At 55.2% G+C, this 18,052-nt stretch carries 10 protein-coding genes; 3 read left to right on the top strand and 7 right to left on the bottom strand.

What is annotated here, in order from left to right; translation table 11 throughout:
* Positions 1–12 precede the first annotated feature (12 nt).
* The gene (locus MARHY_RS17080; RefSeq protein ID WP_041655157.1) at positions 13–1,467 is read right to left on the bottom strand and encodes a hypothetical protein; all 1,455 of its coding nucleotides are present in this window, start codon (positions 1,465–1,467) and stop codon (positions 13–15) included.
* A 277-nt stretch (positions 1,468–1,744) separates the two neighbouring features.
* On the opposite strand from MARHY_RS17080, the gene MARHY_RS17075 reads away from it, so the two are divergent.
* Positions 1,745–3,268, top strand: a complete 1,524-nt coding sequence (locus tag MARHY_RS17075) for a methyl-accepting chemotaxis protein (RefSeq protein ID WP_014422929.1) — start codon at positions 1,745–1,747, stop codon at positions 3,266–3,268.
* Here MARHY_RS17075 and MARHY_RS17070 read toward each other — a convergent pair whose 3' ends face one another.
* Positions 3,269–4,255: a response regulator gene (locus MARHY_RS17070; protein WP_014422928.1), complete on the bottom strand. Its 987-nt coding sequence runs from the start codon at positions 4,253–4,255 to the stop codon at positions 3,269–3,271.
* Positions 4,249–7,149 carry an MHYT domain-containing protein gene (locus MARHY_RS17065; protein WP_014422927.1) on the bottom strand — a complete coding sequence of 967 codons (2,901 nt, stop codon included), beginning with the start codon at positions 7,147–7,149 and terminating at the stop codon, positions 4,249–4,251. The genes MARHY_RS17070 and MARHY_RS17065 overlap by 7 nt, the downstream gene beginning before the upstream one ends.
* Positions 7,150–7,364: 215 nt before the next feature.
* Here MARHY_RS17065 and acnA point away from each other — a divergent pair, with 215 nt between their 5' ends.
* Entirely contained in the window at positions 7,365–10,127 is a 2,763-nt protein-coding gene (acnA, locus tag MARHY_RS17060) for an aconitate hydratase AcnA (RefSeq protein ID WP_014422926.1), read from the top strand.
* On the opposite strand, the gene MARHY_RS18975 is transcribed toward acnA, so the two are convergent.
* Genes MARHY_RS18975 through MARHY_RS17040 form a run of 4 tightly spaced genes read right to left on the bottom strand, consistent with a single transcriptional unit; the run spans position 10,124 to position 16,248 of the window.
* Positions 10,124–11,254: a sensor histidine kinase gene (locus tag MARHY_RS18975; RefSeq protein ID WP_014422925.1), complete on the bottom strand. Its 1,131-nt coding sequence runs from the start codon at positions 11,252–11,254 to the stop codon at positions 10,124–10,126. The genes acnA and MARHY_RS18975 overlap by 4 nt on opposite strands.
* A gap of 34 nt (positions 11,255–11,288) precedes the next feature.
* Complete coding sequence (locus MARHY_RS18970) at positions 11,289–12,041, bottom strand: CHASE domain-containing protein (protein WP_014422924.1); 753 nt, start codon at positions 12,039–12,041, stop codon at positions 11,289–11,291.
* A 9-nt stretch (positions 12,042–12,050) separates the two neighbouring features.
* Positions 12,051–14,474, bottom strand: coding sequence for a GAF domain-containing protein (locus tag MARHY_RS17045; protein ID WP_014422923.1), 2,424 nt, complete (start codon positions 14,472–14,474; stop codon positions 12,051–12,053).
* Positions 14,461–16,248 carry a sensor histidine kinase gene (locus MARHY_RS17040; RefSeq protein ID WP_014422922.1) on the bottom strand — a complete coding sequence of 596 codons (1,788 nt, stop codon included), beginning with the start codon at positions 16,246–16,248 and terminating at the stop codon, positions 14,461–14,463. The genes MARHY_RS17045 and MARHY_RS17040 overlap by 14 nt, the downstream gene beginning before the upstream one ends.
* A gap of 98 nt (positions 16,249–16,346) precedes the next feature.
* On the opposite strand from MARHY_RS17040, the gene MARHY_RS17035 reads away from it, so the two are divergent.
* A complete protein-coding gene (locus MARHY_RS17035; RefSeq protein WP_014422921.1) occupies positions 16,347–18,038 on the top strand; it encodes a diguanylate cyclase in 1,692 nt (563 codons plus the stop codon).
* The last annotated feature ends 14 nt before the right edge of the window (positions 18,039–18,052 follow it).

The following is an 18,052-nucleotide window of genomic DNA, read 5'->3' as shown; positions in this document are numbered from 1 at the left end:
GCAGGCACGCCCTCAGTCTGAAACCTGAAAGCTCGCTTTTGGGCCTTTCAAGGGTTGCTGGTTCGCCGCCTGCTCCAGCCAGACATCAATGTGCTCGTGGGCCGGATGGTTCACGCAGCGCTTCTTGATGAACGACAGGAAAGCACCGGCTTTTTCCCATTGCTGCAGGCCATTGGCGAGGGCCTGGGCCACAATCAGATAGGCCGGTGCCAGCTGATCGCTGTCCGGGAAGCGTTTGTGGAAATCCTGCAGCAAACGGATGGCCGCTTTATGGTGGCCGCGATGGTACAGGATGCCGGCGCATTGCACCGCCAGTTCCGGGTCGTCCAGCTGGAACTTCGGCTCCACCATCTGCAGGGTCTGTAACAGTTGATTCAGCCCGTCTCCATCATGTCGTTGGGCCAGCCAGGCCATAATCCTGGGGTGGTAGCGGTACAGCTCTTCGGCATCATTGCGGGCGGTCAGCAACTGGTAGAGCTGGCCGATGCGGGTAGGGTTGGTCCGGTCCCGTTTGAGGGCTTCCTTGAGCATGCTCTGCACGCGGTCGTAGTTGCCGTCTTTCAGGTTCATGTCCAGATCGGCATCAAACCGGCTGCTGCGATCCCGCTGGTGTTGGTCGGTTTCCGAAATCTCGTCCTGAATGTCCGAGGCAAAACCGAGTTCTTCCTGATACTGGAACAGCAGGTAACCCAGCATGTGAAACAGGATCAGGGTAAAGGTGCTGTTCAGGAAACCGGCCAGGGGTTGGGCCACCCACATGGGAAAATGGTTCACGGCAAAATCCTGCGCCGCGCCGGAAGCCAGGGTGAGCAAAATCAGGTATCCGTAAAGCAGGAAGTAGGGCGTGCCGATGCGCGAGATCAGCACCGCCAGGTTCATGGGGTTTACAGCTGCGCCCACCGAGCGTTCCATGGCCAGCACCATGATGCTGGCCGGCAGTGCCAGCACTACAAACGCCACCGCAAGCATCATCAGTATCGGCCCGCCCAGCATGGCGGCGGCGCCTACCAGGCCGCCCATCAGCACAAACACCAGCAGTTGCAGCACCACAATGTCAAAGCCGCTGCCGGTAAACGCCACCGACACCGCTGGCGGTTTCAGATGGCCTTCAGCGGTGTGATTGATCACCGCATAGGTGTACTTGAACAGCGCCAGCGCCAGTACCAGCCAGATGATCAGGCCAATAATATTGGCTGGCGCCACCACAGGAACCAACGTGCAGATGGCGATGACAATCAGCGGATCGGTGTGGAAGGGGTAACGGAAAAAGGCCCCGACCCGCTGCCAGAAGGGCACCACCTCAGTGGCGGCGCCCAGATAACGCATGGCTTTACTGCAGCGGGGACAAAGCCCCCGACGCTGGCGGGTATCGGCATCCGGCATACAACGGCTGCAGTAGTGCATCTGGCATTCGCCACAATGCCACTTGGCAGGGTCGCCCGGATGGTAATGACAATCGTGCTTCACGTGAGACAGTTCCTGATCCGTCAGAAATCAGCCGCCAATCATGACAGAACTCGTCCCGAGCCGCACCTTTCGGGTTCAAAGTTGGTGGATGGGAAGTGTGCCTCGGGGGCGTATGTATAACTACTGAGGGCAGCAAAAGCCAGCGATCTGACGAGGGCGACAGGCGTATGTAACAAAAGTCCGTGATTTTCGGAATAACCCTATCAATCGCCAACCTGATTGGCCGTTAGTATTTTGTCTGCCCGCCCATTTCTTTTTCGCTTTGAGGAAAAATCACATGGCCAACCTTATCCGTATCCAGGACCTGTCCCGGCAACAGGCGGTATCCACGGATCGGCAACTGCTCTTCATTCTGTTGGCCCATGTTCCTGTCGTAGGTCTGCTGGTGCCTTTGGGTTATGACACCCATGGTTTTGCTCTGGTTTCGTCAAGCCTGATTGGTGCGCTGGCGGTGATGGGTTACCGCTTTCTGCGAGGCACCAGGACCTGCTCAACTCTATTCGCTGTGTGTCTGATGCTCTTCTCTGCGGTGATGATTCAGGCTCAGCTTGGGCGCATTGAAATGCATTTCCACATATTCGCAGCGTTGGCGTTGGTCATTATCTATCGTGACTGGTTGCCCGTGGTCGCGGCGGCACTGACGATTGCTGTACACCATCTCGTATTCAATGGGCTGCAAATGGCCGGAGCTCATATTGGTTCCTTACCTGTGATGGTCTTCAGTCACGGTAGTAGCTGGGGGGTGGTGTTCCTTCATGCTGGCTTTGTGGTATTTGAGGCATGCGTATTGGTGTTTTTTGCCTTGTTGATGAACAAAGAACGTAATCAGGCTTTCCAGATGATGTCGATTGTTCAGGATTTTGACCGTGACCACGATGTGTCGGGTCGCCTTCCTGTTGATGATCGAACTGCCAGTGGTGCATCGTTCAACGAGATGATGGAAAAAGTCAGCGAGTTGATCCAACAGATGCGGGATTTTTCCGGTGCACTGGGGAGCAACTCCAGGCAGTTGCTCCAGGCAAGTCAGCGCACACGACAATACGTTGATGACCAACAGCAACAGGCTGATCAGGTAGCGACAGCCACCAATCAGATGTCGGCCAGCGTGCAGGAAGTGGCCCACAATGCGCAACTGGCATCGGAAGCCGCCAAAGATGCCGCCGATTCTGCCTCTGCGGGCAGCCAGGCTATGGCCAGTGCCCGAACAATGACTGATGCAACCAATAAGGCACTGGAAGACAGCGCTCGGATGGTGGCTCAATTGGCTGACAAAGTGGAATCTATCGCCAGAGTTACAGGTTCAATTCACGATATCTCTGATCAGACCAATCTCCTGGCTTTGAATGCGGCTATTGAGGCAGCCAGGGCCGGCGAACATGGCCGCGGTTTCGCAGTAGTGGCGGATGAAGTCCGATCCTTGTCGCGTCGGACCCAGGAGTTCACTGAGGAAATCCGTACGACAGTAGACGAACTGAAAAACCTGTCGGAGGCCACCAGCGCCGCCATGGAAATGGGACAGACCCGCTCCACAGAATCCAACCGGGCGATTCAGCAGGCAGCTGAGGCTATCAGCCGCATCGAGCAGGCCATTGATTCTGTGAGCAGTATGAACAACCAGATCGCTGCAGCCTGTGAGCAACAGGCTGCCACGTCATTACAGATCAACGAGAACATTCATGCAGTGGCCACCCGTAACAGTGAGGTGGCCAACGAGGCCGACAGTGTGCAGGGGTTGGCAGGTGAATTGGAGAACAGCGTCATCCGGGTTGATGAGTTGATCAGCCGTTACCGGTTGCTCTAGTCAGGATTCCTGCCAACGCTGGCGCACCTCAAGTATCGCAGGCAGGCAGCGGAAGAAGGCTCCGACCAGTTCCGGGTCGAAATGCTTGCCGCTTTGCTCGCGAATCAAATCCGTTGCCTGTTCTATCGGCCATGCTTTCTTGTAAGGGCGCTCGCTGGTGAGAGCGTCGAAGACATCAGCCAGGGCCACGATCCGGGCAGAGATGGGAATGGTGCTTCCTTTCAGGCCTTTCGGGTAGCCGCTGCCGTCCCATTTCTCGTGGTGATTCATGGCCACTTCCCGCGCCATGTTGAGCAGATCTGAGCCGTCTTCACCGATGATCTCCGCCCCGATTTCCGCGTGGCGTTGCATGATGACCCACTCATCCGGCTCCAGCTTGCCAGGTTTCTGGAGAATGGCGTCCGGAATGCCGATCTTGCCGATATCGTGCATCGGGGCGGCATTGAGCAGAGTGTCGGACCAGGCTTCGCCGAGGCCGGCCTCCAGGGCGATCAACCGCGAGAAATGGCTCATGCGGATAACGTGCAGGCCGGTTTCGTTGTCCTTGTATTCCGCCGCGCGCCCCAGCCGCTGAACGACGGCCAACCGAGTCTCTATCAGCTCGTCCATACGCACCAGCGACAGATGGTTTTTCACCCTGGCCCGGACAATCGCCGCATTCACGGGTTTCGTAAGGTAGTCCACAGCACCCAGCTCAAAGCCCCTGGCTTCGTCATCGGCATCAGACAATGCGGTGACGAAGATTACCGGGATAGCGCGGGTCTCCTGGCCGGCCTTCAGGGTTTTGCACACCTCGTAACCGGACATGCCCGGCATCATCACATCCAGCAGAACAAGATCCGGTTTTTCGCTGCGTGCCAGTTCCAGCGCCCGTTCACCATCTTTGGCGAACAGCAGCCGGTAGTGGTCGGAAAGTACGTTGCGCAGTACCTGAAGGTTGGCTGGCTCGTCGTCCACCAGCAGCAGGGTCTTGGTGTCGGTCAGCATTGCGAGGCCTCCAGGGTATCGCGAAAAGTGATCAGAAGTTCGGCCGCTTTCTCTGGTTCGAAGTCGTCGAGAGCCTCGTTCATCGCATCGGCGATCTCCGTGGGCAGTCCTGGCTTCAGCAGGTCGATAGCGCGTTCCGGAATTTCGCCCTGGCTCAGGCGTTCGATCACTTGTGCCAGCGTTTTCGGGTCTATGGCATCCGGTTCAGTCCAGCTTGCGGGGCGCGTTTCAGAGTCCGCTGCTTGTTCGGTCAGCCACTGGCGTGCCCGATCAAAATCGTTCTGGAGCTCCTGCCACAGGGCCTCCGGCACCGGTTTTTCCGATTTCAGCCGGGTCTCCAGGTTTGCCAGCGTTGCCGCTAAACGCCGGAAACCCAGATTACCGGCAATGCCGCGAACCCGGTGGGCTTCGGCTGTCGGGTTATCGGGGCAGAGCCGGATTGCTTCGGGTTGATTCTCTGGCGCTTGCAACAGGCGTCCTGCCGCCCGTAGGTGTTTTTGGGTGTCCGGCCAGAGCTGCCTGAGCGTGACGGTATCTATCGTGCTGTCGTCGACATCATCGCCTGCATTGCTCGGAGCCGAAGCCTCTATGCCCAGGACTCTGGCCATCTCGGCAGTGAGTTCCGGCAGATTGAGTGGCTTGATGGCGAAACCGTCCATCCCTGCCTCCGAAGCCTGCCTCCGATCGTCTTCCAGCACGCTGGCGGTAAGAGCAATTACGGGCGTGTATCGTCGCTGGGCGGCTGCTTCATGTCGACGTATCGCCCGGGTGGCTTCGTGGCCGTTTATTCCGGGCATTTGCACATCCATCAGAATCAGATCGAAAACCTGGTTACTATAGAGGTCTATCGCTTCTTGTCCGTTCCCGGCCGTGGTGACCTCATGTTTGCGGTGAAGCAGCAGGGTTTTCAGCAGTTCGAGATTTTGTGGCACGTCATCAGCCACCAGAATGCGCAAAGGGGGAAGAGCGACTTCCTGGTCTGCCAGCGTATCCTCGTCCACGGCCAGGCCGCTAGGCAGAGGCAGTTCTACCTGGAAAACCGAGCCCTCACCCGGGCTGCTGGTCACGCTGATGGTGCCACCCATCAGTTCCACCAGTTGTCGGGCAATGGTCGTGCCCAGGCCAGTGCCACCAAAGCGACGGGTCATGCTGGAATCGGCCTGGGTAAACGGTTCGAAAATCCTGTCGATGCGATCGGCAGAAATGCCAATGCCGGTATCCTCAACCCGGATAACGACATTGTGCACAGAGGGCTCCTGCACCTTCAGGGTGACGCCGCCTGTCTGGGTGAATTTTACGGCATTGCTTAACAGATTCAGCACCACTTGCTGAATGCGCAAGGGATCGCCCTGGTAGTATTCTCCGGCCTGGTAATCCAGTGTCAGATACAGCCCTTTGCGCGCGGCATTCAGGGATTGCGTGGCAATCACCTGGTCACAGAGGCGGCGCAGGTTAAAATCGTGCAGTTCGAGTTCGGTATGACCACCGTCCAGTTTGGCGGTGTCCAGTATATCGTTGAGCAGGTTAAGCAGAGACCGGGCCGAGGTTTTCACCACGCCAAGATGCCGTGCCTGGGTTTCATCCAGCGGTGTGTCCAGTACCAGGTCTGTGAAGCCGATAATGGCGTTCATCGGGGTGCGGATTTCATGGCTCATGTTGGCCAGAAACGCACTTTTGGCGGCGGCAGCCTGCTCAGCTTCCTCTTTCGCCCGGCGCAGATCGGTTTCCATTCGATGGCGTTCGGAAATGTCAGTGATGAAGCCTACGAAAGTGCTGATGCCGCCCAGCCGGGATTCCCCGATGCCGAGCCGAACCGGAATCTGATGGCCATCTTTATGAAGAGCCCATACTTCGCGGCCAGAGCCTATGATTTTACGTTCTCCGGTGCGCAAATAGTTTTTCAGATAACCGTCATGGGCATCACGATGGGGGTTCGGCATCAGCATGCTGACATTCTTGCCCACGACTTCATCAGCGCGGTAACCGAAGATGCGTTCAGCGGATTCGTTAAAGGAGAGCACAATGCCCCGATCGGAAATTTTGATAATGCCATCTACGGCGGCATCGACAATGGTGCGCAGTTCGCTGGCGGTTTCCTGACTGCGCCTCATCAGGGCGCGATAACGGGCTACCGCGTTGACCCCGGAGGCGAGCAGGCTGAGCGTTACCGTTACGAATGCAATGGTCAGTGCCAGAATGGTGTGGCTGTTGCTCCCGGGCAGAAAATCCGGGGCGGGCTGGCCGATAAACCGGGCGGCTTCCATCGCAGTGTAATGCATGCCGGCGATGGCCAGCCCCATCACGGTACCGGCGAGTAAACGGCGCTTGTACCCGCGCAGGCGCGTTCTGTGGCGCAGTCCGAAGCTGATCCACAGCGCCAGGGTGCCTAGCATCACCGCCACCACAATCGACAGTGCGAATAACGTTGGGTCGTAGCGAAGTGCCGGCCCGATCTCCATAGCGGCCATGCCCAGATAGTGCATGGCACCGATGCCGGCCCCGACCACCACGCCACCACCGATCAGTCGCTGCCCGGTCAGGTCGTGCCGGGCCAGGAGGCTGAGCGCTACCCAGGAGGCAAACAGGCTCGGAGCGGCGGAAAGCGCGGTAATCCAGGGGTGATAGTGCACATGGGTGGGCATTTCAAAGGCCAGCATGCCGATAAAATGCATGGACCAGATGCCAAAGCCCAGAGAGGCAGAACCGCTGAACAGGTGCAGGCGCTGCATGTAAAGGGTGTTGCTGCGGCGCGCAGCGGCAGCCAGGGTTAGCCCCATGTAGGAGGCGCCTATAGCAATCAGCAACGACAACACCACCAGGCCATAGTCGTATTGGCCTGACACCAGCTTGTCGGTCTCTGGATTCAGAACAAAGAAGTGATCAAGCGCCAGCAAGCGAGATTCCTGTAAAAGCTGAAGAGATTTGAGGTATGTACGGTATCAGTACGGGATTGGCTTAAGTATCGTCTTTTTGTGTAACTTGTATACGCCAGGTCACGGATGATACTGACAGTATTCACCGGGGTAATGCGGAACATTCACGGGACTGCAGTTGAACTCTCGCCATTCGATGCAATAGTTAAAGGAGATTTCCGAAGAGGAGGCATCGCATGTCGAGTTCATCCCTGAGTAAAGACAGCCTGAATACCCTCTCCACCCTGAACGCGGGTGGCCAGACCTACCACTACTACAGTTTGCCGAAGGCAGCGGACACCCTGGGCGACCTCAACCGCCTGCCGTTCTCGTTGAAAGTGTTGATGGAGAACCTGCTGCGCAACGAAGATGACACGACGGTCGACCGCTCCCACATTGATGCCATGGTGCAATGGTTGAAAGACCGCGGCTCGGATACCGAAATCCAGTTCCGTCCGGCCCGGGTGTTGATGCAGGACTTTACCGGGGTACCCGGGGTCGTGGACCTGGCGGCCATGCGCGAGGCCGTGAAGAACGCTGGTAAAGATCCCGCCCTGATCAATCCTTTATCGCCGGTGGATCTGGTGATCGACCACTCGGTGATGGTGGACAAGTATGGTAACCCGTCGGCCTTCAAGGAAAACGTCGCCATAGAGATGAAGCGCAACCAGGAGCGTTATGAGTTCCTGCGTTGGGGCCAGCAGGCCTTTGACAACTTCCGGGTGGTACCGCCGGGCACCGGCATCTGCCATCAGGTGAATCTGGAATATCTGGGCAAAACGGTGTGGCAGAAGGAGGTGGACGGTAAAACCATCGCCTACCCGGACACGCTGGTGGGCACCGATTCCCACACCACCATGATCAACGGTCTGGGCATACTCGGCTGGGGCGTGGGCGGTATCGAAGCGGAAGCCGCCATGCTTGGCCAGCCGGTCTCCATGCTGATTCCGGAGGTGATCGGTTTCAAGATCACCGGCAAGCTGAGGGAGGGCATCACGGCGACCGACCTGGTGCTGACCGTCACGGAAATGCTGCGCAAGAAAGGCGTAGTGGGCAAGTTTGTGGAGTTCTATGGGGACGGCCTGAAAGACATGCCCGTGGCCGACCGTGCCACCATTGCCAATATGGCGCCGGAATACGGTGCTACCTGTGGTTTCTTCCCGGTGGATGAACAAACCATCAACTACATGCGCCTGACCGGGCGGGATGAAGCACTGCTGGAACTGGTTGAAAACTACGCCAAAGCCCAGGGATTGTGGCGGGAACCCGGTCATGAGCCGGTATACACCGACACCCTGGAGCTGGACATGGGTGAAGTGGAAGCCAGCCTTGCCGGCCCGAAGCGGCCCCAGGACCGGGTCGCCCTCACCAACATGAAAGCGTCGTTTGAATTGCTGATGGAAACGTCGGAAGGCCCGGCAGAAAGCCGTGAGGCCAAGCTGGAATCGGAAGGGGGTGGAACCGCGGTCGGTGCTCAGAGCGCCTATTTCGAACACCCCGCCAGTCAGCCACTTCACATGAATGGTGAATCTACCCGGCTGGACCCAGGCGCGGTGGTGATTGCGGCGATTACCTCCTGTACCAATACATCCAACCCCAGCGTGATGATGGCGGCTGGCCTGATTGCCAAAAAGGCCGTGGCCAAGGGTCTGAAAACCAAACCCTGGGTCAAAACCTCACTGGCGCCGGGCTCCAAGGTGGTGACCGACTACCTCAAAGTGGCCGGCCTTCAGGATGACATGAACCAACTGGGTTTCAACCTGGTGGGTTATGGCTGCACCACCTGTATCGGTAACTCCGGCCCGCTGCCGGATGAAGTCGAGAAAGCCATTACTGATGGGGATCTCACCGTGGCTTCGGTGTTGTCCGGTAACCGCAATTTCGAGGGCCGGGTGCATCCGCTGGTGAAAACCAACTGGCTGGCGTCGCCCCCACTGGTCGTTGCCTATGCTTTGGCTGGCAACGTACGGGTGGACCTTACCAAGGATCCTCTGGGCGCAGACCAGGATGGCAACCCGGTGTACCTGAAAGACCTGTGGCCAAGCCAGGCCGAGATCGCGGAAGCGGTCGAGAAGGTCAAGACCGACATGTTCCGCAAGGAATACGGCGAGGTCTTCGAGGGTGATGACATCTGGAAATCCATCAAGGTGCCGGAAAGCAAGGTGTATGAGTGGAGTGACAAATCCACCTACATCCAGCATCCGCCCTTCTTCGAAGGCATGGGTGAGCAGCCCGAGGCCATCGATGACATAACGGATGCCAACATCCTGGCCCTGTTGGGAGACTCGGTGACCACCGACCATATTTCGCCGGCCGGTTCCTTCAAGCCGGATACGCCGGCGGGCAAATACCTGCAGGAACATGGTGTAAAACCAAAAGACTTCAACTCCTACGGCTCCCGCCGGGGCAACCACGAGGTGATGATGCGCGGCACCTTTGCCAACGTGCGCATACGCAATGAAATGCTCGACGGCGTGGAAGGCGGCTTCACCAAATTTGTGCCCACCGGGGAACAAATGGCCATCTACGATGCCGCCATGAAATACCAGGAGCAGGGCACGCCGCTGGTTGTGATTGCCGGCAAGGAATACGGCACCGGCTCCAGTCGGGATTGGGCCGCCAAGGGCACCCGGTTGCTGGGCGTAAAAGCCGTGGTAGCGGAATCCTATGAGCGCATCCATCGCTCCAACCTGATTGGCATGGGCGTGATGCCGCTGCAATTCCCGGAGGGGACTGATCGCAAGAGCCTGAAACTCACCGGGGAGGAAACGATCAGCATTCAGGGACTGTCTGGCGAGATCAAACCGGGCCAGACCCTGACCATGACGGTGAAATACAAGGATGGCTCTACCGAAACCTGCGAGCTGAAGTCACGGATTGATACTGCCAACGAGGCAGTGTATTTCCAGCATGGTGGTATCCTGCATTACGTGGTGCGGGAGATGCTGAAAAACGCCTAGGCGGCCGGGACTTCTAGCCAGAAGGTGGCTCCCTGCCCAGCTTCTGACGTGAAGTCGACGTCGCCCTCCATCCTGGCCATCAGCTCTTTGGTGATGGCCAGGCCCAGGCCAGTGCCACCCTTGCTGCGTCGATCCGAACTGTCGGCCTGGGAGAACTTCTGGAACATGCGCTCTCTGAATTCCGGAGCGATACCAGGTCCCTCGTCCTGCACGTAGATTCGGAGCCCTTGACCATGCAGTTTTGTCCAGATACGAATCTGGCCGTTGACCGGTGAGAACTTGATCGCGTTTGACAGGATGTTGTTGAGTGCCTGTGCCAACCTTTGCTTGTCCGCCTTAACCGTGGTTGTTGAAAGTTCTTGTGCGTTCAGAGTGATGTTTTTTTCGGTGGCGTAGTTCTGGATGTTTTCCAGGCTTTCGGTGATCGCCTCAGACACAGGAAATTCGATCACATTGAAATCCATCTTGCCCGCAATCAGTTTCTCGATGTCCAGCAGGTCATTGATCAGAAAACCCAGCTGATCGCTGTTTCTTTGGGCGATTTTCAGCAATTGTTGTGCTTTTCCTGAAAGCTCTCCGACAGCATTGGTCGTTAACAGCGACAGCGCCCCGGAAATGGAGGTGAGAGGGGTTCTGAGTTCATGACTGACGGTCGAGATAAACTCGCTCTTTAATCGTTCCGCCTCTTTTCGTTGGGAGATGTCCTCGACGATGATCCAGATGACGGATTCTTTTCCCTGAAGGTCCAGGCGAAAACCGTGGAGCATAATAGGGATAAAGGCGTTGTTTCTGATAGGAAAAAAGCCTTCAAGGCCACTGAAACGGAAGTGGGTTGCCAGTGTTGAAGATACGCCGTGCTGCGAGTTTTTTGGTTTGCCAGATGAATCGTAGATGGCGTCGAAGTAGGAGAGCGCTACCCCCTTTGATCCAAGAATTCGTGTGAAACTGGGGTTTGCCTGCAATAGCTCACCGTCAATGGCGTCGTAGAGAGCAATGCCGAAAGGCGCCAGGTCAAACAGTCCCCAGAACCTGCGCTGCATTTTACGATCATGGATGATGAGGGCTGTAATCCACAGGGTACCAGCGATAATGGTCAGAGTAGTCAGGGCAAGAATGCTGCGCAGCAACCATGGAGAGGCTGGATAATTCGGCCAGCCATCATCAGGTTTGAGCGTACAGGTGCCAGGAAAACCCGGGCATGCTCATGGTCGACGAAACGGGCGATTGCCAATTGATGTTCTGCGGACCAAAGAATATGCCTTGATTAATGCTGCTGATTCCTGTGGTGGACAGGACGAACTGAAATTCAGGGGGCATCGTGTTGAGGCCGATTGAGGCATAAAGGCGCTCCAAATCCAGAATAGCGGAGATGACCCCCCAAGGTTTATCGGATTGGTTCTCGAAAATGGGGATACGCGCAGCTATACCTTGTCCACCCTGAACCAGGTTTATGGGGCCGTTGAAAACGGCGCGCCGGGTTTCCAGAAGCAGAGCCATTTGCTCGCGAGAAAGACTCTGGGTTCGAAGATCCAGGCCGAGAGCGGCCTGATTGCCTTGGAGTGGGTAGATGTGCTTGATGACGAAGTCTGGCGCTAGCCCGATGTTCAATAGTTCTGGTGCCAGCTTGAAAATAACAGAAGCGAGTCGTTTGAACTGTGTCTCGTTGATGTCAGGCTGCACGGAAACGTTGGCGGCTAGTCCCCAAACGGTCTGAGTATTCTGCAGTATGCTGGCTCTGAGTTGCAGGTTAAGGTCATCGACCTGCTCCTGCCATTTCGCTCGGATGTCAGCTCGATGCCTTTCTGTCGCAGTTGAATCGATTGCCAAAGCCAGTCCTATGGTGAGCAAACAAACGATTATCCGGGCCAGCCACACCAGGCTGAAGAAAATCTGTTCTTGTTTGTCGTTGCTCATTTTAAAGCCTTAAGTCAGGGGTAACTCGAGCCAGAAGGTGGCGCCGTGCCCCTCTTGGGATTCGAATCCTACATCACCTTCCATTTGCATCATGATTTCCTGAGTGATAGCCAGCCCAAGACCGGTACCGCCTTTACCCCGGGTATCGGAGCTGTCAGCTTGGGCAAATTTCTGGAAGACCCGAGGTTTGAAACTATCGGGAACTCCCGGTCCTTCATCCTGCACAACAATACGAAGATGATCCTTCAGATGGCTGGTTTTCACAGATACGGTGCTGCCTTCAGGCGAGAATTTTATGGCATTGGATAGCAGGTTGGTCAGGGCTTGGGTTAGTCGTTGCCTATCCACGTTGGCGTACACGTGAGGAATGTTTTCATCCAGTGTCACGCATACTCTGTTATCGCTTGCGTAAGATCTTAAACGGTCTACGATTTCATGAAGCAAAGGGGGCAAAAATTCACTGGAGATATGCATGCGCATTTTGCCGGAGACGAGCTTCTCGATGTCCAGAAGGTCATCTACGAGCTGCCTGAGGTGATTACTGTTTCGATGAGCAATGGTAAGTACGCGTTCTAAGGGTTCGGGAAGGCCGCCCAATGCTCCGCCTGTGACCAGCCCCAGAGAGCCGCTGATAGCGGTTAAAGGTGTTCGGAGCTCATGACTGACGGTAGAGATAAACTCATTTTTCATTTTCTCTACTTTTTTTCGTTCGGATATATCTTCAACCAGAGTCCAGACCAGAGAACGACCTGTTACGCTCGTGATGCGCATGCCCCGGATAACGACAGGATATCGAGTATTGTTCTCGCCAATGAATTCCAGTTCGCAAGGGCCGAATCGGCCGGCTTCGCGAAGCTCTTTGATGATTTCTTTTGCTTTTTGTTTCCTGTCATCAGGAATCAGTTCAAGCACGGACATATCACCAAGCCGTTCTCGTTTGAGCCCCGTGGGCACCAGGAAGGCTTCATTGACGTCCAGGAATCGTCCGCTGCTGTAATCGTTTAACGAGATTCCGATTGGCGATAACTCATAGAGCCTTCGGAGCTCGTCTTCGCTTTCCTTCAGCGCCAGTTCGATTCTTTTTTTCTCATCAATATCTGCTATATATCCGTGCCAGACGATGCTGTTGTCGGCCAAAAGTTCGGGAGAGGCTTTGCCCTCAACCCACCTCCAGCCGACATCACGATGCCGAACTCGGTATTGGGAATGCCATTCGGAGAGTGTCCTGGCAGATTCTTCAATGCTCTTGGCGATATTATCGAGATCGTCTGGATGAATTCTTTCAAAAACAACGGATGCGTCTTTCTGAACCTGCTCTGCCTTAACTCCGTAGATGTCTTGAATACGATCACTCGAGAATGGAAAGGATGCGTGACCGTCTGGCCATAGCCGGTATTGATAAAGCATGCCCGGCGTGTTGGCTACGAGTTTCTCAAGGGTTTCGGCCTGGCGGGACCTCTGAACACTATCCCCTATCCATCGAGCCAACAGATTAACGAACATTTTTTCGGTTTCACTGAAAGGAGCGGTACGCGGTTTTGGGGAGGAAAAATTCAGCGTTCCGAATAACTCGTCGTCAATCCAGATAGGGGCCGCCAGGTAGCTTTCCAGTTTGAATGCCTGGTAACACGCGTGGTCCCGGTATCTGGACTTTGCCATATGGTTGATTCCCAGGACTTCTCCTTTTTCGAGAAGAATAGAGCAATAAGTCTTGTCGAGCGGCATAGTAAAGCCGTTATCAAGTGTCTGATCTCGCCTCTGATGGTGCCACAGCACCGTGTATGCATCGCCGGTTACTTCGCTGACAATACCTGTTTCGGTTCCAAGGTATCGGTTGGCTTTCTCCAGGGCGTCGGCAATCGCCTGCTCCAGATCAGCGGTTGATTCCAGTGCGATGTCGTTGAGAATATTCAGTGCTTTGGTGCGCTCGCTGAAATAGCTGCCCAGCTCCTGAAACTGGAATTCGCGCTCGATGATGTCGGCAAGATCTCGGAGGTTTTGACGGGCATCTGGTTCCAGACAGCGGGGCTTTTTGTCAATAATGCACAAAGTCCCAATGTGGTAACCGGAGCGATCTCTGAGCAGGGCTCCCGCGTAAAAACGGATGTGGGGTTCTCCGGTTACCAGCGGGTTGTCTGCAAACCGGTCATCTCCCAGGGCATCTTCAACGACGAACGTTTCTTTGCCGAGGATGGCATGGCCACAAAATGAAATGTCTCGACCGGTTTCGCGAACCCCTAAGCCGAAGCAGGATTTGAACCATTGTCGGTCTCTGTCGACCAGAGACACCAAGGCGATAGGTACATCAAACATGCTTGCTGCAAGACGGGTGATTCTGTCGAATCGTTCCTCTGGGGCCGTATCAAGAAGCTCGGTGGCTTCGAGTGCAGAGAGGCGTTCTGCTTCGTTTGCCGGTGAGTCAGGTGTTTTCATGTAGCACCTCTGTGTTGCTGCTGGGGCATGGAAGTTCAATCCAGAAATGGGCTCCGGCTCGATAGTAGTAACCAACCTCTCCTTCCATTAGTTCAGCCAGCTCTCGGCAAATGGCAAGGCCAAGGCCTGTGCCTGACCTGGAATGCCTTGAAACGGAGTCAGCTTGTGAAAAACGATCAAAAAGTCTTGGCAGGAATGACTCCGGAACTCCGTTGCCCTGGTCGGATACGGTAATCCTGATCATGTCATAATCCGTTGCCTCGCCGACTACGTTCACGGTGCTGCCTTCGGGGGAGAACTTGATTGCGTTGCTCAGGAAATTGTCGAGTACCTGGCGAAGACGCTGTTCGTCAGCCCAGACCTTCGCGGCATGAGGTGTTACGTTGTATGAGCATTCAACCCCATAACTGTGAGCCATGCCACGATTACCGTCCACGGCTTGGCTCAGGGCCTCATGCATATCTATCGTGCATGGGTAGACTGATAGCTTTCCGACAAGAGCTTTATTGAAATCCAGCAAGTCAGAAATCAAGTGTTGCAGTTGATCACTGTTGCGTAGCGCAATGGTAAGCATCTCCCGGGCTTTTTCCGGTAACGTGCCGGCGGCCCCCGCGCTTAGCAGTTTCAGTGATCCGCTAATGGAGGTCAGTGGGGTTCGCAATTCATGGCTCACGGTCGAGACAAACTGGTCTTTCATCTCGTCGAGGGATTCTCTTTCTTCCATGAGCTGATTGAAAGCCAGTGCCAGATTCCGTGTTTCTGGTGGGCCTTTGGGAGGCAAGCGCCTATGCCCTGAAGTCTTCTGGATCATGTCGCGAATGCGTAAGGACATGGTTTCAAGGGACGCCGTTGCAGTTTTTGCCGCTATCCAAGCCAGAACGCTGATTACGAGAATCACCAGTACACTGAGCTGCAAAAAACTGCTGAATGAAGCTCGCGCCGGACCGGTTACACGATCATAGGGTTCTGCCCTGAGGAAGAGCCATCCAACGCGATCAAGATGCTTTGTTGCGTAGACCCAGCGTTTACCAGTGGCATCCTCAGCAATGCCTGTGGATACACCAGAGAGCGCTGCGTCAATGATCGCATCCTCGCCCGGCGGCGGGAGATCGGGCATAGGTGTGCCGGGTCGAAGAGAGTCGACCTGTGTGAAGTGGCTGGTATCCAGTATTTTGAAGATGACGTCTTCCTCTTCCTCCAGGGTTTCGGGGATAACCCCAGAGGCGGCCAGATTGATAACGCCACCAGCAAGACCAAGCAGATCTCCTTCGTCGGATTCTATGGGCGCCAGAAAAGACAGCAGAGGCAGTCCGGTTGTCCGCCCGATAATTGGGCGACTGACTACGGGGCGTCTGCTGCCGATGGCTTTACGAAAATGCGGGCGATCGGCATAGGATGTGCCTATCCGATTCGGTACGAATAGGTTCTCTGCAATAGCAACACCATTTTCGTCGAACACTAGTAGTCCGGCTCGAAAATACGCGTTGAGACGGTCCTGGCGTCCCAGGAGCTCAGAAATTCGAAGCGTCGGGAGAAGCCTGTCGCCGTCGGTAAGAAATTCCGAAAAAGCATGAAGTGCGTCCAGTCGAATCTGAAGCTCCTGATCAACCATGCGTGCTGCAGATTCGGTTTCCAGAAGTTGTCTCTGGGTCAGGACGTTCTCAAAGTCTTGCACTACCCCGTTGTAAGCTATTAGCAGCACTGCGGTTACTGCCGTAATACTGGTTGTTATGGTGAGTAACGTTACGCGAAGACCAAGGGATAAGGTTTTCAAAAGTATTCCTTAATGGCGTGGTCGACAACTGGAAAACATGCTTTGATAGAGCTTAGAGTATTTCCATAGCCGACAAAACCGAAGCTTGGGGTGTTTTTTTGGATAGCCGACAGCAGAAGCACATAGCGAATCGACTGAAAGTTCTCAAAAGCCGATTTATTGAGCGTCTAGAAGGTGAATTGGTCGATCTGGAAAAGCTTGCAAGGCGGCTTGATGATGGAACGGCCAGTGCTGAAGAACTTCTCAGTTGCAGCCAGCGTTTACATCAACTAGCAGGATCTGCAGGAACCTTCGGTTTTCCAGAGCTTGGACAATGTGCCCGGGATATCGAGAAGCGTTTCAAAGGGTTTTTGGGACGTGATCCGGAGCAAGGCAGCACGCAAGAGCCTGACGTGCTGGAATTGTCTTCAGGTCTGTGGGCGTTGATTTCGATGGCCAATGCTCAAGGTCCTGAGTTGGCGGGAATTGCTAATGTTAGCTCGCCTGAGATGCCTGATCCGGATTCTCATGGTATGCAGGTTCGTCTGCTGATGATCACGGATGGCGATCGGTATGACCAGTTGGAAACGTTATCGTCAGATCTCAAGCGATATGGGTTTGACGTTTTGGTGAGTGAACTCGCCGAATTTGGTGGCACTGCGGGAAAACTGCCAGATACTGTGTCGGACTATTCCGCAATCATCTGCCACTATCTCGAGGTAGACAAAGTTGCCGACGTGGTAACGGGGATAGATGTTGATCCGTATCGTTCTTTCCCGCCCATTTTATGTGTCGGTCACGAAGATGGATTCCAGAGCCGTTACCGTGTTGCGGATTATGGCGGTCGGGCTTTCTTCCCTGAGCCCATCGACTTGCCAGAACTGGTCGAGCGCATTGAGTCCCTTGTCGAAGAGCGAGTCGCGGGACTTCAAGCCCGTGTCATGATTGTAGATGATGATCAGGAACTGGCTGAGCATTATTGCCTGGTTCTGGAATCTGTGGGCGTTAAGGCGCGAGCTGTGTCCGATCCGTTGGTGTTAATGGAGGAGCTGCACAGCTTTGAGCCCGAGTTACTGCTTATGGACATCGAACTCGGCGAATATTCGGGAGTGGCGCTGGCACGAATGGTCCGCTTTCAGGCTCGTTGGCTCAGCCTGCCTATCATTTATCTCTCGTCAGAGGACGATCCCGAGCGTCAGCTCAAGGCGTTATCCGGAGGTGCTGATGAGTTTCTGGTAAAACCGGTCTCTGACGATTATCTGATTCGCTCGGTCAAAATGCGCTGTCACCGGGCGCGTCAGCTCTCGGATTTGATGAATCGAGACAGCCTGACTCGACTCCTCAAGCACTCATTGATCAAGCAGGAGGTTGAACGGGAAAGAGTTCGCTGTCGGCGCGGTGGCTATCAGGCCGCTACCGTTCTGCTAGACATTGATCATTTCAAGCGAGTCAACGATACCTGGGGGCACGGTCAGGGCGATGTTGTCATTCGAACGCTTGCTAACTTACTTCGCAACCGTTTGCGTGAGTCAGATGCCATAGGTCGGTATGGCGGCGAGGAGTTTCTGGTTGTACTTCCCCAGTGTGACGCACGGGCAGCCTGTGCGTTAGTGCAACGGATTCTGGAGAGCTTCAGAGAGTTGGAGTTTGCTGTGGCAGACACTGTGTTCAAGGTTACCTTTAGTGCCGGTATCGCACAGCTCAATGATTTTGATGACGGAGATCAGGCTATCGAAGCCGCCGATCGGGCACTCTATGCCCAGAAACGTGGTGGCCGGAATGGCGTCACAGTCTATCACCCCGGACTCTAGTATGAGGTAAATCT

Source organism: Marinobacter nauticus ATCC 49840 (assembly GCF_000284615.1).
Lineage (GTDB): Bacteria > Pseudomonadota > Gammaproteobacteria > Pseudomonadales > Oleiphilaceae > Marinobacter > Marinobacter nauticus.
This window is presented reverse-complemented; position numbering and strand designations above follow the sequence as displayed.